The following is a 22,271-nucleotide window of genomic DNA, read 5'->3' on the forward strand; positions in this document are numbered from 1 at the left end:
TCGCTGTCGTGTGGTCTGACCACAGACTACGCCGGTTCCGCGACGACGGAGCCGCGGGGCGTGTATCGGATCGGAGGGAAGGCGCGGGCGACACGCGCACGCAGGTTCTCGAGGCTCGCGTCGGCGCCGAAGCTGCCCAGCGCGCGCGCCTGGACCAGAACATTGCCGAGCGCGGTCGCCTCGACGGGCCCGGCCAGCACGGGAACGCCCGCGCGGTCGGCTGTCGCCTGGCACAGCAGCGCGTTGCGCGCGCCGCCGCCGACGAGGTGGATGACGTCGACCTCGCGGCCGGCCACCTCACCGGCGGTCTGCACGGCACGGGCGAACGCCGCAGCGATGCTCTCGACGATGATGCGCGCGAACATCGGGCGCCCGGCGCGTCCGGGACGGTCGGCGCCGAGGAGCGCGGCGATGCGCCCGGGCATGTCCCCCGGCGCGGTGAGCTCGGGCGCGTCGGCGTCGAAGAGGCGCGCCGGTGGCGACACCGCACCCGCCGAGGCGAGGAGCAGCGGCAGGTCGATCGCGGAACCGTCCTCCTCCTCCCACGCGCGCACCGTCTCACTGAGGAGCCACAGCCCGGTGACGTTGTGGAGGAAGCGCACGCGCCCGTCGACGCCGCCCTCGTTCGTGAAGTTCGCCTGGCGGGCGGCATCCGTCACGATCGGCTCCGGAAGCTCGAGCCCCACGAGCCCCCACGTGCCGCACGAGATGTACGCCGCGTTCGGGGTGGACAGCGGAACGGCGACGATCGCCGACGCCGTGTCGTGCGACCCGACCGCGACGACGGGCACCGCGCCCAGGTCGGCGGGGGTCTCGCCGATCGTCTCACCCGGGTCCACGAGCGGGGGCAGAACGGATGCCGGGATGCCGAGCACGTCGGCGAGATCCGTGTCCCACTCCCCCGTGCGCACGTCGAGCAGGCCGGTCGTCGAGGCGTTGGTGCGTTCGGCGACCGCGCGCCCGGTCAGGCGCTCGGCGATGAGATCGGGGATGAGCACGCTCGCGTCCGCTTCACCGAGGCGCGGGTCGGCCGCGTACTGGTATAGGGAGGTGAACGGCAAGAACTGCAGACCGTTGCGGCGGTACAGCTCCTCGAACGGCACCGCCGCGTGGACGGCCTCGACTCCGCGCGCGGTGCGGGCGTCGCGGTAGTGGAACGGTTCGGCGAGCAGCTCACCGCCGCGGAGCAGGCCGTAGTCGACGGCCCACGAGTCGATGCCCGCGCTCTCGATCGACGGCTCGCGCCGGAGGGCTTCGGCGAGCCCGGCACGAACGTGCCCCCACAGCGCCTCGATGTCCCAGTGCCACCCGTCGGCGCGCTCGACGGGTCCGTTCGGGAAGCGGGCGACCTCCTCGAGCGCGAGCGTGTCGTCGCCGACGCGGCCGATCATGACGCGGCCGCTCGTGGCACCGAGGTCGACGGCGGCGACGGCGCGTACCCCGCCCGGCGCCGCAGCGCCGGCCGCGTCGTCGGGCTCGGCCGGCGTCATCGCAGGAACGCCGCGGCGACGCCCGAGTCCACGGGGATGTGCAGACCGGTCGTGCGCGACAGCTCGGGCCCGGTGAGCACGTACACCGCGTCGGCGACGTTCTCGGGCACGACCTCGCGCTTGAGGATCGTGCGGTTGGCGTAGAACTGGCCGAGGTCCTCTTCCTTCACGCCGTAGGTCGCGGCGCGGTTGGCGCCCCAGCCGGCGGCGAAGATCCCCGAGCCGCGGACCACGCCGTCGGGGTTGATGCCGTTGACGCGCACGCCGTGCTCGCCGAGCTCGACCGCGAGAAGGCGTACCTGGTGCGCCTGGTCGGCCTTCGTCGCCGAGTACGCGATGTTGTTGGGCCCGGCGAAGACGCTGTTCTTGGACGAGATGTAGATGACGTCGCCGCCCATCCTCTGCGCGATGAGCGCCTTCGCTGCCGCCTTGGACACGAGGAACGAGCCCTTCGCCATCACGTCGTGCTGCAGGTCCCAGTCCTTCTCGGTGGTCTCCAGCAGCGGCTTCGACAGCGAGAGCCCGGCGTTGTTGACGACGAGGTCGATGCCGCCGAACGCCAGCAGCGTCGCGTCGATCGCGGCCTGGACGCCCTCGGCATCCGCCACGTTCGCGGCGACGCCGATCGCGACGTCGGTTCCGCCGAGTTCGGCGGCCGCGGCTTGGGCCTTCTCGAGGTCGAGATCGGCGACGACGACGCACGCGCCCTCCGCGGCGAGACGGGTGGCGATGGCCTTGCCGATCCCGGATGCCGCTCCCGTGACGAACGCGATGCGTCCCTGGTGCGTCTTGGGCTTCGGCATCCGCTGGAGCTTGGCCTCTTCGAGCGCCCAGTACTCGATGCGGAACTTCTCGGCATCCGAGATCGGCGCGTAGGTGGACAGCGCCTCGGCGCCGCGCATGACGTTGATCGCGTTGACGTAGAACTCCCCCGCGACGCGCGCCGTCTGCTTGTTCGCGCCGTACGAGAACATCCCGACGCCCGGCACCAGCACGATGAGCGGGTCGGCGCCGCGGATCGCCGGGGAGTCGGCATCCGCGTGCGCGTCGTAGTACGCCTGGTAGTCGGCGCGGTACTCCTGGTGCAGCTCCTGCAGCCGTGCGATCGCGTCCTCGACCGGGGCGTCGGCGGGTAGGTCCAGGATCAGCGGCTTGACCTTGGTGCGCAGGAAGTGATCGGGGCAGCTCGTGCCGAGCGCGGCGAGGGCGGGGGCCTTCTCGGATGCCAGGAAGTCGAGCACCACGTCGGAGTCGGTGAAGTGCCCGACCATGGGCTTGTCGGTGGACGCGAGCCCACGGATCGTGGCGGCGAGAGCCGCGGCCTTCGCACGGCGCTCGGGCTCGGGCAGGGCCGCGAAGCCCGCGCGGACACCGCCGAAGGGCTCGGCCGCACCGTTCGCGTCGATGTACGCCTGGGCGGTGTCGATGATCCAGAGCGAGTTGCGCTCGGCCTCCTCGGAGGTGTCTCCCCACGCGGTGATGCCGTGCCCGCCGAGGATCGTGCCGATCGCCTGCGGGTTCGCGGCCTTGATCGCCGCGATGTCGAGGCCGAGCTGGAAACCGGGGCGACGCCACGGCACCCACACGACCTTGTCGCCGAAGATCTTCGTCGTCAGCTCTTCGCCGTCGGCCGCGGTCGCGATCGCGATGCCCGCGTCGGGGTGGAGGTGGTCGACGTGGGCGGCATCCACGAGTCCGTGCATGGCGGTGTCGATCGACGGGGCCGCGCCGCCCTTGCCGTGCAGGCAGTAGTCGAACGCGGCGACCATCTCGTCCTCGCGGTCGATGCCCGGATAGACGTCGACGAGGGCGCGCATGCGGTCGAGGCGCAGCACCGCGAGTCCCTTCTCGGTGAGCGTCCCGAGGTCGCCGCCGGAACCCTTGACCCAGAGCAGCTCGACCGGCTCACCGGTCACGGGGTCGATGTCGGTGCCCTTGGCGGACGTGTTGCCGCCCGCGTAGTTGGTGACCTTGGGGTCGGAGCCGAGGCGGTTGCTGCGCGCGACGAGATCGGCGGCGGTGGAGCTGGTCATGTGGGGAGGTTCCTTTCACCATTCGGTGTCCAGAACACGCGGATGCCTGCGGGGCGCATCCGCGTGTCGTGGACACTCAAGCCATGTGGGGGTCGCCCGGCGCGGGGCGGGAGCGGGGTGGACACCGGGGCGACGGATTCAGGGCGCCGCCCCGGTGGGTCTGGATCAGGCGCCCCAGCCGGCCTGGGTGCCGCCGACGCGCTCCTCGGCGATGCGGGGCAGGTACCCGGATGCCGCGAACGCGGCCATCGGATCGGCGGGGAGCCCGCGCGACTCGCGCCACTCGGCGAGCGCGGGACGGACGTCGGTGTAGAAGGCGTCCATCAGCACCGCGTTGGCGGTGAGGACGTCGTTCGTCTGCTGGGCCGCCGTCAGCGCGTCACGGTCGACGAGCAGGGCGCGCGCGGACATCTCCTGCACGTTGAGCACCGAGCGGATCTGGCCGGGGATCTTGTCCTCGATGTTGTGGCACTGATCGAGCATGAACGCGACGTCGGGATTGTTGAGGCCCCCACCGCGGACGACCTCCGTGAGGATGCGGAAGAGCTGGAACGGGTCGGCGGCCCCCACGATGAGGTCGTCGTCGGCGTAGAAGCGCGAGTTGAAGTCGAACGACCCGAGCTTCCCCAGCCGCAGCAGCTGCATGACGATGAACTCGATGTTCGTGCCGGGCGCGTGGTGGCCGGTGTCGAGGCACACGAGCGCCTTGTCGCCCAGCGCGGCGACCTGCGCGTACGAGGTTCCCCAGTCGGGAACGTCGGTGTGGTAGAACGACGGCTCGAAGAACTTGTACTCCAGGACCAGGCGCTGGTCGTCGCCGAGCCGGGCGTAGATCTGCTGCAGCGAGTCCTGCAGGCGGTCCTGGCGGCCGCGCATGTCGTTCTGACCGGGGTAGTTCGACCCCTCGGCGAGCCAGATCTTCAGATCCCGCGAGCCCGTGGCATCCATCACGTCGATGCAGGCGAGGTGGTGGTCGATGGCCTTGCGGCGGATGCGCTCGTCGTGGTGGGTGAGGGCGCCGAACTTGTAGTCCTCGTCCTGGAACGTGTTGGAGTTGATCGTGCCGAGCTTCACGCCGAGGTCTTCGGCATGACGGCGAAGCGCACCGAAGTCGTCGACGAGATCCCACGGGATGTGCAGCGCCACGGTCGGGGCGAGCGCCGTGAGGCGGTGGACCTGGGCGGCATCCGCGATCTTCTCGAAGGGGTCGCGCGGGGTGCCCGCGGTCGGGAACACGCGGAAGCGCGTGCCGGAGTTGCCGAACGCCCACGACGGCAGTTCGATCGCCTGGCCTTCGAGGGTCGACAGGATCTCGGGGGTGAGGGTGCTCATGGGCGGTCCATTTCCACGACGGTGGGGGCGGCCGAAACGCGTGAATCGTTTCAGATTGTGAATCGTTTCAGACTGTAGTGTGGAAGCTTCGACTCGTCAAGCGGAGGAGGCACCGGTGTCAGCGAGCATCAAGGACGTGGCGGCCGCCGCCGGGGTCTCCGTCGGAACCGTCTCGAACGTGCTCAACCGGCCGGAGAAGGTCTCGCCCGCGATCCTCGAACGCGTCCACGCGACGATCGAGGATCTCGGATTCGTCCGCAACGACGCCGCCCGCCAACTGCGCGCGGGACAGAGCCGCTCGGTCGGGCTCATCGTCCTCGACAGCGCCAACCCGTTCTTCGCGGAGGTCGCGCGCGGAGTGGAGGAGCGCGCCGACGCCGAAGGCCTGTCGGTCCTGCTCGGCAACAGCGGGCAGCACGGCGCGCGCGAGGGCGCCTACCTCGACCTCTTCCGCGAGCAGCGCGTGCGCGGTGTGCTCCTGACCCCGAGCGATCCCGGCGCCGCGACGCTGGGGCACGCCGGCATCCCGCTCGTCCTGATGGATGGCGACTCGCCCGACGGGACCCTCCCCTCGGTCGCGGTCGACGACGTGGAGGGCGGCTACCTCGCCACCCGCCACCTCCTGCAGGGGGGTCGTCGCCGACTCGCTTTCGTCGGCGGGCCGCTCGCCGTGCGCCAGGTGGCCGACCGCCTCGCGGGCGCACGACGCGCCCTCGCCGAGGTCCCGGGCGCGCAGCTCGAGATCATCGAGAAGCCCGCACTGACCGTCCTCGCGGGGCGCGAGGTGGGCGAGGGATTCGCCGCCCGCCGTCCCGAGGATCGACCGGATGCCGCTTTCTGCGCCAACGATCTGCTCGCCGTCGGCGTGCTGCAGGGGTCGGCGATCCTCGGGGCGATCCGGGTGCCGGCCGACCTCGCACTCATCGGCTACGACGACATCGACTTCGCGCAATCGACGGTGGTGCCGCTGTCGTCGGTGCGCCAGCCGGCGCGCGAGATCGGCGCGACCGCGATCGATCTGCTGCTCGAATCCGTCGCCGATCCCGACGCCGCCCCCCGTCGGGTCCGGTTCCGGCCCGAACTCGTCATCCGCGCCTCGACGGGCGGCTGAGCACGATCGCGAGGCCGGCCCCGCGCGCCGGGGACCGGCCTCGCCGCTCGTCACAGGATGCCGATCTCCGCCAGTTGCATCCGGAACTCGGACGGCTCCTCGGCGACGACACCTGGTCCGCCCGCGGCAGCGAGTCGTGAGGACGCAGCATCGAAGGTGCGCACGCGATCGGGCCGAGGGCGACCGCGTGCGCACCGGATCGACTCAGAACTGCTGACGGATCACGGAGACCTCGCTGACCTGCACGTTGCGCGCCATCTCGGGGGTGCGGTCGTTGTCCCACGCCGCGGTGATCACCAATCGGATCGCATCGGCGGTGGTGAGCGGCACGGTATGGCTCGCGCTCACGCGCCCCTGTGTCACGTCCGCCAGCCGCACCCAGTTTCCGTTCACCCGGGCTTCGATGCCGAACGCCCGGATGCCCGACGTCGCATTGCGCGGGGCAACCGTCACGGTGTCGAAGCTCTGGGCCCGCCCGTAGGTGACGGTTAGCACTTCGGGTCGGGACGGCTGCGGCCCGGCTCCGTCCGTGGTGCCCCCGGAGACCCAGAAGCTGGAGGTCGAGCCGTCGACGGCGTTCGACGCGGCGTACCCGGGCTGTGCGCTCGAGGCCGCCGCCGTTCGGGTGACCGGCACGTAGGGAGTGGGAGCTGCCTGAGGGGTCGTCGACCGGGGCTGAGAGGCGGCGCCCGCAACGATGGAGAAGTCCGCCACGCGGAACGCCGACGGAGCGTTGGCCACCGGCCGTTCCTGGTACGCCACGCTCAGGACCGATTCGGTCGACAAGCGGGTGCGGTCCACGATGAGCTCGGCGATGTTGTCGACGGCGGGGTCGTCGAAGACGGTCCTCCAGTCCGTCCACCCGCTGGCCGCGGTGGACGCGACGATGCGGGCGTCGGGAAGCACGACGTAAGCGGTGTCGTTCGCATCGAACAGCAGTCGCGAGCGACCGGCACTGTTGTTGTAGAAGGGGAGTTCGAGACTCCTCCACGTGCCGTCGGCCTCACGCCAGTGGTGGAACGGCTTGGCGTACTGCGCTCGCTGCGTGTAGGTCTGCCGGTGGCACCCGCCGATCGCCGCGAGGTCGGCGTCGGAGAAAGAGCTCGTCAGCACGTGGGGACGCCCCTGCGCATCGAAGGTCATCGACTCCTGATTGATCAGCCCGCGATTGATGCCGATGGGAACGACCACGTGCGGGTCGGTCACGGAGATCAGGTCGGCCGTGCCCGCGACGCCGATCGTCGCACCGGCCGAGTTCTTCCACGTCTTGCCGCCATCGGAGCTCGTGGCGTACCCCAGATCGTGATTGCCGAGGCCGTTGGGGTCGCACCACGCGGCCTTGTTCTCGCGCCACGACCAGGTCGCCGTCAATTCTTTGGTGCGCGGATTCTCCTCGAATCCGTGGAGATACGCGTATCGATTCGTCGACGTGCCCCACTGCGACGAGTAGCTTCCGGTGGAGGAGGTGAAGGCACCGACGAATGTCCACGACCCCGCCACCGCGTCATAGCGCGCGAGCTGGTTACGTCCGTTGTCGGACGCGCCCTCGCGCCACGTGAAGTACAGCTGGCCCGCCGAGGTGGTCTCGAAGACGGGATACGTACCCGTCGTCGGTGCCCCTGCGGCTCCCGGGAGGCCGAGGGACTCGGGCAGGAACGAGGACGCACTCCAGGGAACCGTCGCGGGACGGGTGAGGAGTCCGGGAATGCTGCGGATGTACCGCAGGCTCGACGCGTGGGTTCCCAGCACGAGGTGCAGTCGGCCGTCCGCGGGCGACACCCCCATCGAGATGACGTTGTGCGAGTCGTCGATGTCGAGGAATTGCGGCATCTCGATGCTCTGCCACGCACCGGTGGGCAGCGCCCGCCTCGACAGCGCGACCTGCTTGTCGGCTTGGAACCAGGCGGCGTACTGGAACCCGTTGTAGGTGAGCAGTCCCTCCTGTTGGAAGCTGGCGATGTTGACCGTTCCCTCGTACGTCACCACGCCACGAGCGGCGGGATCGAGGATCCAGTCCCCCTGGCGTATCGCCGCGGGTGTCGGAGCCGCGGCTGTTGCGGCGTCCGCGGTCACGGGGACGAGCAGGGCGGTGAGAATGGCTGCGGCGAAAGAGAGGGCCGCTGCGGAACGAATGCGTCGTTGCATTTTCTTCCTTCGGTATCGGTTCCGGGAATCCGCCCCGGTCGCGGTTCAGTCGTCGGCGGGAGGCCGCGCGTCGAGGTGGAAGACCATCGGCACGAGCTGGAGTCCGGTGTCGGGCGTCCCCTCCGAGGAGTCGAAGAAGCGCGCCATCTCAGCCTGCCAACGCGCGTTGACCTCGCGCGCGCCCATCGCGGCCTGCAGCTCGTCGAATCCGAGAAGCGACTCCACATATCCGATGAGAAGGCCATCGGGACGAAGGAAGAGCGAGTAGTTGCGCCACCCGGTCTCTCGGAGCGCCTGCTGCATCTCGGGCCAGACGGCCTCGTGGTGCCGCCGGTACTCCCCCAGATGCTCGGCGAGCACACGCAACGTGAAGCAGTAGCGGTTCACCGCCGTCCTCCCGGGACGCGCCCCTTCTGCTCGTCCCCCAGGGGGACGGCATCCAGGAACCAGACATCGTAGGGACGGACCAGGACGTCCGCGATCAGCTCGTTGAGCCGGGCGAGAGGTTCGCCCGTCGCGTGGGCGTCGAGGGCGGCCGCGGTCGCCCATCGTTCGAACATCACGACGGCATCACCGTCCCTTTCCCGATGAGCGGCGTACGTCTCGCAGCCCTCCTCCGCGTGCACGAGGGGCGAGACCTTCTCGAACGCGTCGATCAGCTCACCTGCCCGCCCGACCTTTGCCGTGAGGACGGCGACCACCGTGACGGTCATTCACACCACCCGGTATTCGATGCCGAGAAGCGAAGCGGCGGCGCGGTAGGTCTGCGCCCGGTGCCCGATGGACAGGCTCCAGTGGTGCCCGACGCCCGTGGCCGACCAGGCATCGACCCATTCCCCGGGATCGCGACCGAAGTCGACGCGGCTCGTCGTGTTCCCGATCGCCAGCAGCGGGCCGGGCACGACCCGGCCCTCGGATGCAACGAACACCAGCGATCCGTCGCGATCCTGGCCGAGACCGAGGAGCGTTACCGGGCCCGGCTCGACGTCGAACTCGACCGATACTCCCCATCCGCGTTTGCCGTGGAACACCCCGAGCCCGCGCAGAAGCGGTTCACGCGCCGACACGGCCAGATGGGCGGGCCCGTCGTGACCCATTTCGACCACGTCGTCGTCGAAGTTCAGCGCCTGGATCTCGCAGAACGATCCGCCCGCGCCGATGACCTGCGTCGCCAACTGAGCGACGGTCGTCCGCAGTTCGTATTCGCCGGTGGTCGGTATCCCCCGCGCGGTGAGCAGGGAGGCTCCGAGGATCATGCCGGCACCAAGTTGTTCGTGCAGCTCTCCGCCGAGACCGCGGTGGTAGTACGACAGGGAGTCGAGATCGAAGTCGTCCACGAGCCGATCGAGACCGACCGACACGCGGGCCCCCCAGAGGAAGTCGTCGTCCACCACGGAGTCGTCGAGGGAGAAGATCTGGGAGGCCATCTGCATCCGCTCTCGCGCCTGCGCGTCGGTGACCTCGGCGACCCGCACACGCAGATCGTCGAACTCCAGCACCTCCACGTGCGATCCGAACGTCGCCGGCAGCAGGGTCAGATCGGTCGACACATCCAGCATGCCCGGATAGAGGTGGCCCATCAGACCGTGGCGGGCGTGACGCAGCGCCGCCCGAACGTGGGCGGCGTGGATCCAGCGTTCGATCCGCTCCCATGCCGACTCCTGACGCAACCACCCCGACACCGATCGGAACGGCACCCCGGCGCGGCGGAAGACGTTGCCCACCTCGGGCACGGGGCACTGACCGCAGTAGGCCAACCAGGCCCCCGTGTCGAAGCCGGCGTGATCCATCCGCTCCGTGGGTTGCAGGTCGATGATCAGCACGGGGGCATCCGCGCGCTGCGCGATGGGAAGCACCATCGAACTGGTCAAGTAGGTGGTCAGGAAGAGGACGATGAGGTCGCAGTCGGCCTGGCGGAGGGTCTCCGCCGCGGCGGCACCCTCTTGCGCGTCCGAGATGAAGCCGACGTCCGTCACGTCGGCATCCATCCCCGCGAACCGTTCGGAGACGTAACGAGCGGACTCCTGCAACTGGGGAAGGAGGTCGGGGAACTGCGGCCAGTAGGTGCCGAGGCCTCCCGCGACGAGACCGATACGCGGCTTGCGCCTCTGGCGCGGGGGAAGGAGGGTGGCCAGCGAGGCCGCGGGGAACGTCATGGAGCGTCAGCTTTCGTCGAGCGAGGCCCCCCGGGTGGCAGCATTCCCGCTGCCACCCGGGGGAGGGAATCAGAATGTGATGTAGTCGTACTGGTCGATGTTCTCGGCGTTGAACTTGAGCAGCTCTCCTACTAGGACGAGACCGTTCGCGCCGACGGTGTAGGTTCCGAGCTTGCCGGCTTCGAAGGTGTCACCCTCCGCGCCGGTGATGGTGCCATCCACCAGCGCCTTACCGGCGTATGCCGTCAGGTAACCGACCTCCGACGGGTCCCAAAGAGCGAACTCCTTCACGGTTCCGTCCGTCAGGTACTCCTTCATCTGACCGGGGAGCCCGAGACCGACGAGCGCGACCTTGCCCTTGTACTCGGAGGTCGACAGGTAACGCGCGGTGGCGGCGATGCCCACCGTCGTCGGCGAGATGATGCCCTTCAGGTTGGGGTAGGACTGCAGCAGGCCCTGCGCTTCCTGGAAGGATTTCGTGTCGTCGTCGTCGCCGTACACCGTGGCGACGAGGTTCCACTCGTAGTCGGGGTTGCTCGCGATCTCGGCCTTCATGGCTTCGATCCAGGCGTTCTGGTTGGGTGCCGCAGCCGTGGCCGAGAGGATCGCGATGTCGCCTGTGCCGCCGATCTGGTCGTAGAGCTGCTCGAGCTGCCCCTTGGCGACGTCCTCGACGGCGACCTGATTGATGAAGAGGTCGCGGCACTCCGCCGCCGAGTCGGAGTCGAACGTGATGATCTTGGCCCCGCCGGTCCGGGCGTCCTCGAGGGCCGGGCAGACCGCGTCGGGATCGTTCGGCGAGACGGCGATGATCTTGGTGCCGTTCTGCACCTCCGTCTGGATGAAGGGGATCTGGCTGTCTGCGCCGGCGTCCAGCGGAGCGGCCTCGGCGTAGGTGAATCCGAGCTCCTCGGCCGCCGACTTGGCCCCGGAGAGTTCGAGGGTGATGTACGGGTTGTTGAGATTCTTCGGGATGAACGACAGCGTGGTATCGCCGCCGTCGCCTCCCCCGGATGCGGTTCCCGCCCCGGAGCAGGCGCTGAGAACGAGGGCGAGCGCGGCCACGGCGCCCGCCGCGACGAGGGCGCGGTGGCGTGGGCGGTGAGTGCGGAGGAACGTCATTGTTTTTTCCTTTCAGGTGAGACGCCGGTGCGGGGCGTTCTCGGCCCCGGCCCGGGCGGGTCGGGGAAGTGTGCGCTGCACGCGACGCACGTGCAGAGAGCGACGGACCGCGGCGAAGATGCTCGGGCCGACGACGGAAACGATGAGAAGGGCGCCCGTGACGATGACGAGAGTCACGTCGGGGATCCGCTGCAGCCGCATCGCGTACGTGACGACCGCGATGACGAGCACTCCCGTGACTGCGCCGAGGATGGAACCCCGACCGCCGAAGATCGACACGCCACCGAGCAGCACGGCGGCGATCACGGTGAGCTCGAGCCCCGACGCGCTGTCGCTGCGCGCGCTGTACGACAGCGCCCAGAACACCCCGACCACGCCGCACATCAGACCGCTCAGCACGTAGAGCACGAACTTCACGCGCGGAACACGGATGCCGACGAAACGGGCCGCCTCCTTGCTGTACCCCACCGCGAACAACCCGCGGCCGAACGGGGTCGCGTGCAGGACGATCGCGAAGATCGCCACAGCCGCCGCGACGGCGATCGCCAGGACGGGGATGCCGGTTCCCCCCAGCTTCGCGCCGACCAGCTCGATCGCGGCATCCGGATACGAGCTGGCCGAGACCGATCGATCACCGATGACCACGAGCGCCAGTCCACGGAACAGCGCGAGCGTACCGATCGTGACGGCGAGAGAGGGGAGCCCGACGAAGGCGATGAGCACGCCGTTCACGGCACCCGCGATGAGACCGACGACGATCGCCGCGGCCGCCGCCGCACCGAACGGCCATCCGGCCGTGGTGAGGGTGCCGACCGTCACCGTCGACATCGCCACGATGCTCGCGACGGAGAGGTCGATCTCGCCCGTGATGATGATGAGCGTCATCGGCAGGGCGATCAGCAGCGCCGGCATGGCGTTCAGCAACAGGTATCCCGTCGTCACGGGGGACGCGAAGCGCGGTACGAACAGACACGCGACGAGGACGAGCAGTAGGAGCACCGCCACGAAGAGTCCGTCGCGGCTGAGGAGCAGACGCGAAAGACCCGTGCGGACGCGTGTCTCCTCGGTAATGGTGAACGTGGCGGTGGGTGCGCTGGTCATTTGCGGGCCTCACTCAGTCGGAGCGTGCGTGCGGCGCGCAGGGTCGCGACGCGATCGATGACGATGGCGGCAAGGATGAGGATGCCGACCACCGCCTGTTGCCAGAACTTGTCCACGCGCAGTGCGGTGAGCGAGCTCGTGATGGTGGTGAGCAGCACGGCTCCGATCGCCGCACCCGCCACGGTGCCGCTGCCACCGAAGATCGCGACGCCTCCCACGACCGCGGCCGCGACGACGTCGAGCTCGAGTCCGGTGCCGGTCGTCGCTCCCACCGAGCTGAAGCGCGATGCGTAGAGGACGCCGGCCAGGCCGGCCAGCAACCCGTTGAGGACGAACGCCGAGAACACGCGGCGCGCGAGGGGGATGCCGAACAGTTTCGCGGCGTCGGGATCCGACCCGATGGCGTAGAGGTCGCGGCCGCGCCTGGTGTAGCCGAGCGACACGGCCAGGACAGCGATCACCGCGAGCGCGATCAACGTGATGATCGGGAAACCAAGGACGGTGTCGACGGACAGATCGCCGAACGCGACAGGGCGGTCGCCCGAGAAGTACTCCTTGCCGCCCGCCCAAGCATTGTTGATGCCCCGGTAGATGTACAACGTCCCCAGCGTGATCACGAGCGCGGGCACACCCGCGAAGGTCACGAGCAGGCCGTTGACCGCGCCGAGGAGGGCCCCGACGACCATCGCGATGACGAAGACCACCGGGATGGGGATGCCGGGGACCGTGGCGAAGAGGGTGCCGGTGAGGAACCCCGTGATGCCGAGGATCGACCCCACGGACAGATCGACGTTGCGCGTGATGAGGACCAGGGCCTGTCCCGCGGCCAGGATCATCAGGATGGTGGCGTTGAGAAGCAGATCCTTCACGCTCTGGGGTGTCAGAAAGCGTGGATTGATCAGCGTCGTCACGACGATGAGAAGGACGAGTGCCCCCGCGACGGGGAGCTCTCGGAGTCGGGTGGCTTTCATCAGGCCCTTCATGCGCGAGCTCCCTCGACGGCTGTGGCGGCGTGCATCACGTTCTCGCTCGTGGCCTCCGCTCGATCGAAACGGCCGCTGATGCGTCCCTCGCACATGACGAGCACCCGATCGGACATGCCGAGGACCTCCGGCAGTTCCGACGAGATCATCAGAATCGCGATGCCCCGCCCCGCGAGATCTGACAGCAAGCGATGCACCTCGGACTTCGTGCCGACGTCGATGCCGCGCGTCGGTTCGTCGACGATGAGGAGCTTGGGGTCGTTGGCGAGCCACTTCGCGAGCACGATCTTCTGCTGATTACCGCCGGAGAGAGTCGAGACGGCGATGCGCGGGGAGCCCGCCTTCACCTGCAGTCGACCCGCCCAGTCGTCGGCTGTCCGTCGCTCGGCCGCGGCATCGATGATGCCGAAGCGGCTGAGCGAGCGCCGAAGGGTGAGGGTGATGTTGCGCGCTACCGAGAGGTCCATCACCAGTCCCTGCTTCCGGCGGTCCTCGGGCACGAAGCCGATGCCGGCCCGGATGGCCGCATCCGGGGCACGCTGCGGCAGCGCGGACCCGGCGAAGACGACCGAGCCCTCGTCGTACGGGTCGATGCCGAAGATCGCGCGGGCCACCTCGGTCCGCCCCGCGCCGACGAGTCCTGCCAGACCGACGATCTCGCCGGCACGCACGTCCAGGTCGACGTCGGCGAACACGCCCGCTCGGGTGAGCCCGCGCACCGTGAGGACGGGCTCGCCGATCCGGGCCGGCTCCTTCGGGAACAGCGTGTCGACGTCGCGGCCCACCATCGCCCGAACGATCGTGGGTACGTCGGTCCGGCTCGTCTCGTGCGTGGAGATGTAGCGACCGTCGCGCATCACCGTGATCCGGTCGGTCAGGTCGAACACTTCGTCGAAGCGATGCGAGATGAAGAGGATGGCGGCGCCCTGGTCGCGGAGGCGACGAGCGACCACGAACAAACGGTCCACCTCGGCGCCGCTGAGCGCGGCGGTCGGCTCGTCCATCACGAGCACGCGAGCATCCAGGGAGATGGCTTTGGCGATCTCGATGATCTGCTGATCCGCGATGGAGAGCCCTTCCGCCGGCCGATCGGGATCGATCGGGACACCGAGGCTGGCGAAGAGCTCGGCCGCGGCCGCACGCATCGCACCTCGGTCGATTAGTCCCAACCGCCCGCGGGGCTGTCGCCCGATGAAGATGTTCTCCGCCACCGAGAGATCGGGGAACAGGGTCGGCTCCTGGTAGATGACGGAGATACCCGCAGCCTTGCTGTCGGCCACCGATCGGAAGGCGACCGGAGCGCCCGCGACGAAGAATTCCCCGGCGTCGGGAGCGTGAACACCGGCCAGGATCTTCACCAGAGTCGACTTGCCGGCGCCGTTCTCACCGACCAGGGCGTGGATCTCTCCCGCTCGCAGGTCGATGGATCCGTCCGCGAGCGCCACGACGGGTCCGAAGGTCTTCACCGCCGACCGCAGACGCAGCACGTCGAGGTCGGGCGGTGGCGAGGTCTGCTCGGGCTTCATTGTCCAGCTTCTCCGTTTTTAATCGATTAAATTCGGGTTTACTATAGCCAAGAACGCGCAGCCGTCAACCTGGCGGAGCACAAGCATTGAGCGGCAAACCGCTCGGACGGGGACGAATGAAAGGCATCGGGCTCTCACGGGTCGCAGAGGCCGCCGGGGTCTCCGTGGCGACCGTCTCGAACACCATCAACCGTCCGCACCTCGTGGCGACCGCGACCCGCGAGCGTGTCCTGCAGACCATGCAGCGACTGGACTTCGTTCCCAACCGCGCCGCTGCGACGCTCCGCAGCGGATCGAACAAGCTTCTCGGCGTCGTGGTCCCCGAGCTGGTCAACCCGTTCTACGCCGCCATCACCGAGGCCATCGCGGTGGCCGCCGGCCGCCGCGGATACGCCGTCGCCCTCTGCGTCAGCCACGACGATGCCGCCGTCGAACTCTCGCACTTCGAGATGCTCGCCGAACAGCGTGCCGCCGGGGCGATCGTCGTCCCGTACAGCGCGTCGGGCCCGCGTCTACGGCAGCTGCGCATGGTGGGAACGCACCTCGTGCTGGTCGACCGCGTGGTCGACCAGCACGACGGGTGCGCCGTCGCGGTCGACGACGTCGCCGGTGGCGCTCTCGCGACGCGGCATCTGCTGTCCGCTGGCGGCGAGGGACTCACCCTGGTGAACGGCCCCGTCTCGATACCTCAGTGTCGCGACCGACGGCGCGGTGTGCTCGACACAGCCGCCGATCGAAGCGCGGTCATCGAGTTCACGAGCCCGCACATGACCGTCGACGAGGGTGTCCGCATCGGCCGGGAGATCGCCGACAGCGGGGCCCCGCGGCGCGTCTTCTGCACGAACGATCAACTCGCTCTCGGGGTCATCCGCGGACTCCGAGATCGAGGACTACGCACTCCCCTCGACGCATCGGTCGTGGGGTACGGCGACCTCGCTCTCGCAGTGGAGGGCGACACCAGCATCACCACCGTCGCACAGCCAAAAGCCGCACTCGGCGCGGAAGCGGTAACGAAAGTGCTCAGCGAGATCGACGAAGGCGATGCTCACCGCCACTCCACGATGATCTTCGAGCCTCACCTCGTGGTGCGCGAATCCGCCCCTCTAGGCTCCTGAGCGACTGCCGCCGTGGACGAGAACCGTCACGTCTCGCGCGTGATCGTCACCTTCACCTTGAGCTGGCTCTTGCCGGGCCCGGCATACACGCCGCGCAGCGGCGGGACGTCGTTGTAGTCGCGGCCACGGCCGACGAGGACGTGGCGGTCGCCGATCTCGATGTTGTTCGTGGGGTCGAAGCCCTGCCAGTCCCCCGCGAACCACTCGACCCACGCGTGCGACTCGCCCGTCACGGCCTCGCCGATCTCGGCCGCCGGCTTCGGGTGCAGGTAGCCCGAGACGTAGCGGGCCGGGATGCCGACTTCGCGCAGAGCACCGAGGGTGATGTGCGCGATGTCCTGGCACACGCCCTTGCGGGCCTCCCACGCGTCGACGGCCGTGGAGTGCACGCCCGTCACGCCCTGCATGTACTCGATCGCGTCGCCGATCGCCTCGGCGATCGCGTGCGCGGCGGGACCCGGACGCTCGTGCTGCGCCGCGATCTCGCGCGCGAGCGCCGCCACCTCGGGGTGGGGCATGGTGCGGCGCGTCTGCGTCAGCTGCTCGACCGTCGTGATGGAACGGGCCGCCTCCTCGCGGAGCCCCTCCCACGTGATGTCGGCGTGCTCGATCGGGCGCGGCCGCACCTCCACGAGCGAGCGGGCGGTGATCGTCAGACCGACGTGCGGCGAGAGCACGTCGAACGCCGCCACACGGGTGCCGAAGTAGTCGACGTACTGGTTGACCGACGTCGAGGGCTCGATGTCGAGCGACGAGCTGAGTACGAACTGGCTGTCGGTCGAGCCGGGCAGCATCCGCGCCTCGTTGTACGAGGCCACGACATCGCCCGGGTACACGAACCCGGTCTGGTGCTCGATGCGCAGACGTTTCACGAGATCTCTCCGATCCACGCGGGCTCGGCCTGCGTCGGGAAGAACCGCGACCGGATGGCCTCGGATGCCTCGCGGGTCACCGTCTGCACGCGCTGCATGTGCTCGGGGAGCTCGGCGAGGATGTCGCTGATCGGGCGGTACTCCAGGTCGTTGCGGATCTGCCCCAGGGCACGCAGCACGGTGTTGGAGTGGCCGACGCGGTCGGCGCGGGGGTCGATGGCGCTCATGCAGTCCTCGGCGCGCTGGATGGAGTAGATGATCGACCGCGGGAACAGGCGGTCGAGGAGCAGGAACTCGGCCGCGTTGCGGGCGCTCGGCATCCCGCGATACGTCCGGAGGTACGCCTCGTACGCGCCGCACGAGCGGAGGATCGTCGTCCACGACGGACCCGAGACCTCGGTGAGCGACCGGGTCGCGAGCAGCCGCGCGGTCATGTCGGTGCGCTCGATGCTCCGCCCGAGGGTGAAGAACTGCCACGCCTCGTCGCGGTTGGTCGAGGAGTCCACGATCCCGATCGCGAGCGCCGCGCGCTCGCGCACCCATTGGAAGAACTCGTGCACCTTCTCGGTCTGCAGGCGCCGTGGCATCCGGGAGTTCGTGGTGTTGAGGATCTCCCACAGCTCGGTCGAGACGATCTCGCGCGCGCGGCGGGCGTTCTCGCGGGCGGCGGTGATCGAGTAGGCGATGCTCGACGGGTTCATACGGTCGACGGCGAGACGCGCCAGCACGTCCTCGCGGCGGACCGAGTCGACGTTCTCGGGGAACGGCGACCCCATGACGCTGAGGAGCGACCGGCACGCGGTGTCCTCATCGATCCACGGGTCTTCGAGCAGCAGCTGCAGGTGGACGTCGAGGATGCGCGCGGTGCCGTCGGATCGCTCGATGTAGCGGCCGATCCAGAACAGCGACTCGGCGATGCGGCTCAGCACGACGCCACCTCCCCCGTCTGCTGCTGCTGTTGCTGCTGCTCGGCCTGCGGGCCGTGCTCCACGCCCGCATCGGCCTGTTGCTGCTGCTCCTGCTGGTCGCGGTCGGCACGCGGATCGCGAGGTGCCGTGGCGGGAGCGGGCTGCCCGTCGTAGACGATAGCGATCGCTTCGGTCACGGCAGCCTGGTCGGCGACGAGGCCGGACACACCGTTGCCCTGGCCGTACTCGACGTGCGAGGGGGCGGAACCGCCGACGACCCAGGTGTCCTTCGAGCCGCCGCCCTGGCTCGAGTTCACGACGAGCTGCCCCTCGGGGAGCGCGACGCGGGTCAGGCCGCCGGGGAGCACCCAGATGTCGTCGCCGTCGTTGACCGCGAACGGACGCAGGTCCGCGTGCCGCGGACGCATGCCGTCCTCGACGAGAGTCGGAATGGTCGAGAGCATGACCACCGGCTGCGCGATCCAGCCGCGGGGGTCGGCGAGCAGCCGCTTCCGCAGCTTCTCGAGCTCTGCGGGCGAGGCATCCGGTCCCACGACCAGGCCCTTGCCGCCCGAGCCGTCGACGGGCTTCACGACGAGTTCGTCGAGGCGGTCGAGCACCTCCTCGAGCGCACCCGGATCCTCGAGGCGCCACGTGTCGACGTTCTTCAGGATCGGCTCCTCGGACAGGTAGTACCGGATCAGATCGGGCACGTACGTGTAGAGGAGCTTGTCGTCGGCGACGCCGTTGCCCACCGCGTTCGCGATCGTGACGTTGCCCAGACGCGCCGCGAGCATGAGGCCCGGGGCGCCGAGCATCGAGTCGGCGCGGAACTGCAGCGGGTCGAGGAAGTCGTCGTCGACGCGGCGGTAGATGACGTCGACGCGCTGCGGGCCGCGGGTCGTACGCATGAACACCTTGCCGCCGACGCACAGCAGGTCGCGCCCCTCGACGAGCTCGACGCCCATGAGGCGCGCGAGCAGCGTGTGCTCGTAGTACGCCGAGTTGTACACACCCGGCGTGAGCACGACGATGTTCGGGTCGTCGATTCCGGGCGGGGCGGACGCGCGCAGCGCCGCGAGCAGCTTGTTCGGGTAGTCGCCGACGGGCCGGACGCGCATCGAGACGAAGAGCTCGGGCAGCGTCTGGGCCATGACGCGGCGGTTCGAGATGACGTACGAGACACCGGAGGGCACGCGCACGTTGTCTTCCAGCACCCGCATCTCGCCGTGCTCGTCGCGGATCAGGTCGATCCCCGACACCTGGATGCGAACGCCGTTGGCGCTGCGGATGCCGGCGGCCTGACGGTAGAAGTACTGGGACGAGGCGATGAGTCCGGCGGGCAGCACACCGTCGCGCACGCAGTGCTGGTTGCCGTACGCGTCGTCGAGGAAGGCCTCCAGCGCCCGCACCCGCTGCTTCACCCCCGCCTCGATGCGCGACCACTCGTCGTACGCGATGACCCGGGGCACGGCATCCAGAGGGAACGGACGCTCCTCGCCGGCGAAGTCGAACGTGACGCCCTGGGCGAGATACGAGCTCGCGAGCGAGTCGGTGCGACCGCGCAGCTCTTCCTGCGTCATCTGCGCCAGCGTCTGGTACAGCTCCCGATACGCCTCGCGCGAGGGTGCGGCATCTCCCGGGGTGGCCGGGACGCCGAACATCTCGTCGTACGCCGGGATGCCGGATGCGGTCTTGCGCGGCGCCAGCGTGGAGCCGTAACCGTCGAACAGGTCACCCATGCAGCGAGCCTACCGAGGCCCGTGTTGCGCAGATGTTTCCCCCGCGGCGCGCGCCGCCGTCGCTAGGCTGGCGCGACATCCGTCGCCTCCGCCGAAGGTGCCCTCATGCGCGTCCTCATCACCAGTTCCCGCAACACGTTCGCCCTGGACCTCGTCCGCAAGCTCGGCAGCGTCGGCCATACGGTCTTCGCCAGCGACACGTACGACGGCGCGGTCGGCAACCACTCCCGCTTCCTCGCCGGGCACCTGGTCACCCCGTCTCCCCGATTCGAGACGGATGCCTTCATCGAGACGGTCGGCGCGTACGTGCGCGAGCACGACATCGACGTGATCATCCCCACGTTCGAGGAGGTCTTCTACCTCGCGGCCCGCGTCGCCGACCTCCCGGAGGGCGTCGAACTGTACGCGGGGAGCTTCGCCGATCTGGCGCGCCTCCACGACAAGGCGAGCTTCCAGCGCCTGGCTCAGGATGCCGGGGTGCCGATCCCCGAGACGGTCGTCGTCACGTCGCCCGACGAACTCCGCGCGGCGATCGACCGCTTCCCCCGGTACTTCGCCCGCGCGGCGTTCTCACGCGGCGGGGTCGGGCTCCTCACGAACACCGGGCCGCTCGCGGGCAAGGTGCCGATCGAGGACTGCGTGCCGACGCCCGAGCAGCCGTGGCTCGTGCAGCCGTTCGTCGACGGGCCCATGGTCTGCACGTACAGCGTCGTCGTCGACGGTCAGGTCACGGCCCACACGACCTACAAGGCCGCCGAGCAGTGGGCGCACAGCACCGCGATCGGCTTCATCGCCGTCGACAGCACCGACACCCTGCGGTACACGCAGCAGCTCGTCGACGCCCTCGACCCGACGTTCACGGGCCAGATCTCGTTCGACTTCGTCGACCACGGCACACCCGACGCGCCGGACTACAAGATCATCGAGTGCAATCCGCGACCCACGAACGGCGTGATCCTGCTCGAGGCTGAGGACGTCTCCCGCGCGATGGAGGGCTCCGTCGATCGGACGGTCGTGGCGGTCCCCGGCACGCAGCGCCAGATCACGCTCGCGGTCCTCGCCGACGCCTTCACCGAACCGCTGTCGCACCTGCCGCGAACGCTGCACGACCTCGTGCGGGTCCGCGACGTCGGCGCCGGCTGGTGGGACGACGCCGCGATGCTGTGGAGCCCGGCGACCATCGTGCACGGGGCCAAGATCTCGCACGGCGACCGCAAGGAGGTGCTCGCCGCCCTCGGCGACGACATCGTCTGGAACGGCGAGCCGATCCCCGGCATGTCCCCCGCCGACGCCGCAGCTCTGGAGTCCGTGCACCGGGCCCCACGCGCGTGAGGGGTCAATATTTGTCGCCTGGCGGAGCCAGAAGCGACAAATATTGACCCCTCACGCGCCAGGAATCAGGGGCGCAGCACGACCTTGATGCAGCCGTCCTCCTTCTTCTGGAACGTCTCGTACAGGCGGGGGGCGTCCTCGAGCGGCGCGTGGTGCGTCACGAGGTCCATCACGCCGAGCGGGTCGGCGGGGTCCTCCACCAGCGGCAGCAGGTCGCCGATCCAGCGCTTGACGTTGCACTGCCCCATCCGCAGGTTCAGCTGCTGGTCGAACATCGTCTTCATCGGCAGGATGTCCGCCTCACCGGCATAGACGCCGCTGAGCGACACGGTTCCGCCGCGACGGACCACGTCGATCGAGGCGTGCATCGCGGCGAGCCGGTCGAGGCCCGCCGTGTCCATGAGCTTCTGGGCGATGGCATCCGGGAGCAGACCGATCGCGTTCTGCGCGAATTTGATGCCGCCGTTGCCGTGCGCTTCCATGCCGACCGCGTCGACCACGCCGTCGGCTCCGCGACCCTCCGTGAGGTCGCGCAGTTCGTCGACCACCGTGTCGGTGAGGTCGAAGGTCTCGACGCCGTGGCGCTGGGCCATCGCGCGACGCTCGGCCACGGGCTCGACCGCGAGGACGCGGTAGCCAAGGTGCACGCCGATGCGCGAGACGAACTGCCCCACGGGCCCGAGGCCCATGACAGCGAGCGTGCCGCCGTCCGGAACGTTTGCGTACTGCACGCCCTGCCACGCCGTCGGCACGATGTCGCTGAGGAACAGGTAGCGGTCGTCAGGCAGGTCGTCGCCGACCTTGATGTGGTTGTAGTCCGCGAGCGGGACGCGGAGATACTCGGCCTGACCGCCGGGTACCTGGCCGTACAGCTTGGTGTAGCCGAAGAGCGACGCCCCGCTGCCGTACTCGCGTACCTGCGTGGTCTCGCACTGGGACTGCAGCCCGCGCCGGCACATGAAGCAGTGCCCGCACGAGATGTTAAAGGGAACGACGACGCGGTCGCCGACCGCCAGGTTCGTGACGCCAGAGCCGATCTCGACGACGACACCCATCGGCTCGTGGCCGAGGACGTCGCCCGGGTCGATGAACGGTCCGAAGATCTCGTACAGATGCAGATCGGAGCCGCAGATGGCGGTCGAGGTGATCTTCACGATCGCGTCGGTCGGTTCGAGGATCTGCGGGTCGGGGACCTCCTCGACACTCACGTCGCGCGTGCCCTGCCAGGTCAATGCCTTCATCGTGCTGCCTCTCGTCGGGGGAACGAGGGGCCAGTGTCATCCGCGGCGTGTCCTCCGCCGAC

Annotated in this window: 18 protein-coding genes; 3 read left to right on the forward strand and 15 right to left on the reverse strand. The window is 69.2% G+C overall.

What is annotated here, in order from left to right:
- Nucleotides 1-26: 26 nt before the first annotated feature.
- The 3 genes from AVW09_RS12775 to rhaI all read right to left on the reverse strand — a co-directional run bounded on the left by AVW09_RS12775 (nt 27) and on the right by rhaI (nt 4,855).
- The gene (locus AVW09_RS12775) at nt 27-1,490 is read right to left on the reverse strand and encodes a rhamnulokinase (protein ID WP_063258429.1); all 1,464 of its coding nucleotides are present in this window, start codon (nt 1,488-1,490) and stop codon (nt 27-29) included.
- Complete coding sequence (locus AVW09_RS12780; RefSeq protein WP_063258430.1) at nt 1,487-3,523, reverse strand: bifunctional rhamnulose-1-phosphate aldolase/short-chain dehydrogenase; 2,037 nt, start codon at nt 3,521-3,523, stop codon at nt 1,487-1,489. Before AVW09_RS12780 ends, AVW09_RS12775 begins: the two co-directional genes overlap by 4 nt.
- Before the next feature lie 165 nt (nt 3,524-3,688).
- A complete protein-coding gene (rhaI, locus tag AVW09_RS12785; protein WP_063258431.1) occupies nt 3,689-4,855 on the reverse strand; it encodes an L-rhamnose isomerase in 1,167 nt (388 codons plus the stop codon).
- A gap of 115 nt (nt 4,856-4,970) precedes the next feature.
- Between rhaI and AVW09_RS12790 the strand changes: the two genes are divergently transcribed.
- Nucleotides 4,971-5,966: a LacI family DNA-binding transcriptional regulator gene (locus AVW09_RS12790; protein WP_063258432.1), complete on the forward strand. Its 996-nt coding sequence runs from the start codon at nt 4,971-4,973 to the stop codon at nt 5,964-5,966.
- Between the two features lie 204 nt (nt 5,967-6,170).
- On the opposite strand, the gene AVW09_RS12795 is transcribed toward AVW09_RS12790, so the two are convergent.
- From AVW09_RS12795 to AVW09_RS12830, 8 genes are all read right to left on the reverse strand, one after another.
- Nucleotides 6,171-8,111: a BNR-4 repeat-containing protein gene (locus AVW09_RS12795; RefSeq protein WP_063258433.1), complete on the reverse strand. Its 1,941-nt coding sequence runs from the start codon at nt 8,109-8,111 to the stop codon at nt 6,171-6,173.
- A gap of 45 nt (nt 8,112-8,156) precedes the next feature.
- Nucleotides 8,157-8,498, reverse strand: coding sequence for an L-rhamnose mutarotase (locus tag AVW09_RS12800; RefSeq protein WP_063258434.1), 342 nt, complete (start codon nt 8,496-8,498; stop codon nt 8,157-8,159).
- A complete protein-coding gene (locus AVW09_RS18275) occupies nt 8,495-8,824 on the reverse strand; it encodes a putative quinol monooxygenase (RefSeq protein WP_063258435.1) in 330 nt (109 codons plus the stop codon). The genes AVW09_RS12800 and AVW09_RS18275 overlap by 4 nt, the downstream gene beginning before the upstream one ends.
- Nucleotides 8,825-10,267 (reverse strand): L-fucose/L-arabinose isomerase family protein, encoded by a 1,443-nt coding sequence (locus AVW09_RS12810; protein WP_063258436.1) that lies wholly within the window; start codon nt 10,265-10,267, stop codon nt 8,825-8,827.
- Between the two features lie 69 nt (nt 10,268-10,336).
- Nucleotides 10,337-11,389, reverse strand: a complete 1,053-nt coding sequence (locus AVW09_RS12815) for a rhamnose ABC transporter substrate-binding protein (RefSeq protein ID WP_063258437.1) — start codon at nt 11,387-11,389, stop codon at nt 10,337-10,339.
- A 12-nt stretch (nt 11,390-11,401) separates the two neighbouring features.
- Nucleotides 11,402-12,490 carry an ABC transporter permease gene (locus tag AVW09_RS12820; RefSeq protein WP_063258438.1) on the reverse strand — a complete coding sequence of 363 codons (1,089 nt, stop codon included), beginning with the start codon at nt 12,488-12,490 and terminating at the stop codon, nt 11,402-11,404.
- Nucleotides 12,487-13,461: an ABC transporter permease gene (locus tag AVW09_RS12825; RefSeq protein WP_063258543.1), complete on the reverse strand. Its 975-nt coding sequence runs from the start codon at nt 13,459-13,461 to the stop codon at nt 12,487-12,489. The genes AVW09_RS12820 and AVW09_RS12825 overlap by 4 nt, the downstream gene beginning before the upstream one ends.
- Nucleotides 13,462-13,469: 8 nt before the next feature.
- Nucleotides 13,470-14,999, reverse strand: coding sequence for a sugar ABC transporter ATP-binding protein (locus AVW09_RS12830; protein WP_063258439.1), 1,530 nt, complete (start codon nt 14,997-14,999; stop codon nt 13,470-13,472).
- Between the two features lie 116 nt (nt 15,000-15,115).
- Between AVW09_RS12830 and AVW09_RS12835 the strand changes: the two genes are divergently transcribed.
- Nucleotides 15,116-16,114, forward strand: coding sequence for a LacI family DNA-binding transcriptional regulator (locus AVW09_RS12835; protein ID WP_063258440.1), 999 nt, complete (start codon nt 15,116-15,118; stop codon nt 16,112-16,114).
- A 26-nt stretch (nt 16,115-16,140) separates the two neighbouring features.
- Here the strand turns inward: AVW09_RS12835 and AVW09_RS12840 are convergent, their stop codons facing one another.
- The 3 genes from AVW09_RS12840 to AVW09_RS12850 are packed head-to-tail and all read right to left on the reverse strand — an operon-like array spanning nt 16,141 to nt 19,636.
- Nucleotides 16,141-16,986: a transglutaminase family protein gene (locus AVW09_RS12840; protein ID WP_063258441.1), complete on the reverse strand. Its 846-nt coding sequence runs from the start codon at nt 16,984-16,986 to the stop codon at nt 16,141-16,143.
- Nucleotides 16,983-17,915, reverse strand: coding sequence for an alpha-E domain-containing protein (locus AVW09_RS12845; RefSeq protein WP_063258442.1), 933 nt, complete (start codon nt 17,913-17,915; stop codon nt 16,983-16,985). Before AVW09_RS12845 ends, AVW09_RS12840 begins: the two co-directional genes overlap by 4 nt.
- The gene (locus tag AVW09_RS12850; RefSeq protein WP_063258443.1) at nt 17,909-19,636 is read right to left on the reverse strand and encodes a circularly permuted type 2 ATP-grasp protein; all 1,728 of its coding nucleotides are present in this window, start codon (nt 19,634-19,636) and stop codon (nt 17,909-17,911) included. Before AVW09_RS12850 ends, AVW09_RS12845 begins: the two co-directional genes overlap by 7 nt.
- A gap of 105 nt (nt 19,637-19,741) precedes the next feature.
- Between AVW09_RS12850 and AVW09_RS12855 the strand changes: the two genes are divergently transcribed.
- On the forward strand, nt 19,742-20,968 hold the full coding sequence (locus AVW09_RS12855; protein WP_063258444.1) for a carbamoyl-phosphate synthase large subunit: 1,227 nt from the start codon (nt 19,742-19,744) through the stop codon (nt 20,966-20,968).
- Between the two features lie 65 nt (nt 20,969-21,033).
- Here AVW09_RS12855 and AVW09_RS12860 read toward each other — a convergent pair whose 3' ends face one another.
- Nucleotides 21,034-22,209 carry a zinc-dependent alcohol dehydrogenase gene (locus tag AVW09_RS12860; protein WP_063258445.1) on the reverse strand — a complete coding sequence of 392 codons (1,176 nt, stop codon included), beginning with the start codon at nt 22,207-22,209 and terminating at the stop codon, nt 21,034-21,036.
- Between the last annotated feature and the right edge of the window lie 62 nt (nt 22,210-22,271).

Origin of the sequence: Microbacterium sp. T32, assembly GCF_001619615.1 — a bacterium.
Classification (GTDB): domain Bacteria; phylum Actinomycetota; class Actinomycetes; order Actinomycetales; family Microbacteriaceae; genus Microbacterium.

Bases quoted from the DNA above. Each gene is read 5' to 3' on its own strand.
- AVW09_RS12775 (WP_063258429.1), bottom strand. From the start codon at position 1,490: ATGACGCCGGCCGAGCCCGACGACGCGGCCGGCGCTGCGGCGCCGGGC.
- AVW09_RS12780 (WP_063258430.1), bottom strand. From the start codon at position 3,523: ATGACCAGCTCCACCGCCGCCGATCTCGTCGCGCGCAGCAACCGCCTC.
- rhaI (WP_063258431.1), bottom strand. From the start codon at position 4,855: ATGAGCACCCTCACCCCCGAGATCCTGTCGACCCTCGAAGGCCAGGCG.
- AVW09_RS12795 (WP_063258433.1), bottom strand. From the start codon at position 8,111: ATGCAACGACGCATTCGTTCCGCAGCGGCCCTCTCTTTCGCCGCAGCC.
- AVW09_RS18275 (WP_063258435.1), bottom strand. From the start codon at position 8,824: ATGACCGTCACGGTGGTCGCCGTCCTCACGGCAAAGGTCGGGCGGGCA.
- AVW09_RS12810 (WP_063258436.1), bottom strand. From the start codon at position 10,267: ATGACGTTCCCCGCGGCCTCGCTGGCCACCCTCCTTCCCCCGCGCCAG.
- AVW09_RS12815 (WP_063258437.1), bottom strand. From the start codon at position 11,389: ATGACGTTCCTCCGCACTCACCGCCCACGCCACCGCGCCCTCGTCGCG.
- AVW09_RS12820 (WP_063258438.1), bottom strand. From the start codon at position 12,490: ATGACCAGCGCACCCACCGCCACGTTCACCATTACCGAGGAGACACGC.
- AVW09_RS12825 (WP_063258543.1), bottom strand. From the start codon at position 13,461: ATGAAAGCCACCCGACTCCGAGAGCTCCCCGTCGCGGGGGCACTCGTC.
- AVW09_RS12830 (WP_063258439.1), bottom strand. From the start codon at position 14,999: ATGAAGCCCGAGCAGACCTCGCCACCGCCCGACCTCGACGTGCTGCGT.
- AVW09_RS12835 (WP_063258440.1), top strand. From the start codon at position 15,116: ATGAAAGGCATCGGGCTCTCACGGGTCGCAGAGGCCGCCGGGGTCTCC.
- AVW09_RS12850 (WP_063258443.1), bottom strand. From the start codon at position 19,636: ATGGGTGACCTGTTCGACGGTTACGGCTCCACGCTGGCGCCGCGCAAG.
- AVW09_RS12855 (WP_063258444.1), top strand. From the start codon at position 19,742: ATGCGCGTCCTCATCACCAGTTCCCGCAACACGTTCGCCCTGGACCTC.
- AVW09_RS12860 (WP_063258445.1), bottom strand. From the start codon at position 22,209: ATGAAGGCATTGACCTGGCAGGGCACGCGCGACGTGAGTGTCGAGGAG.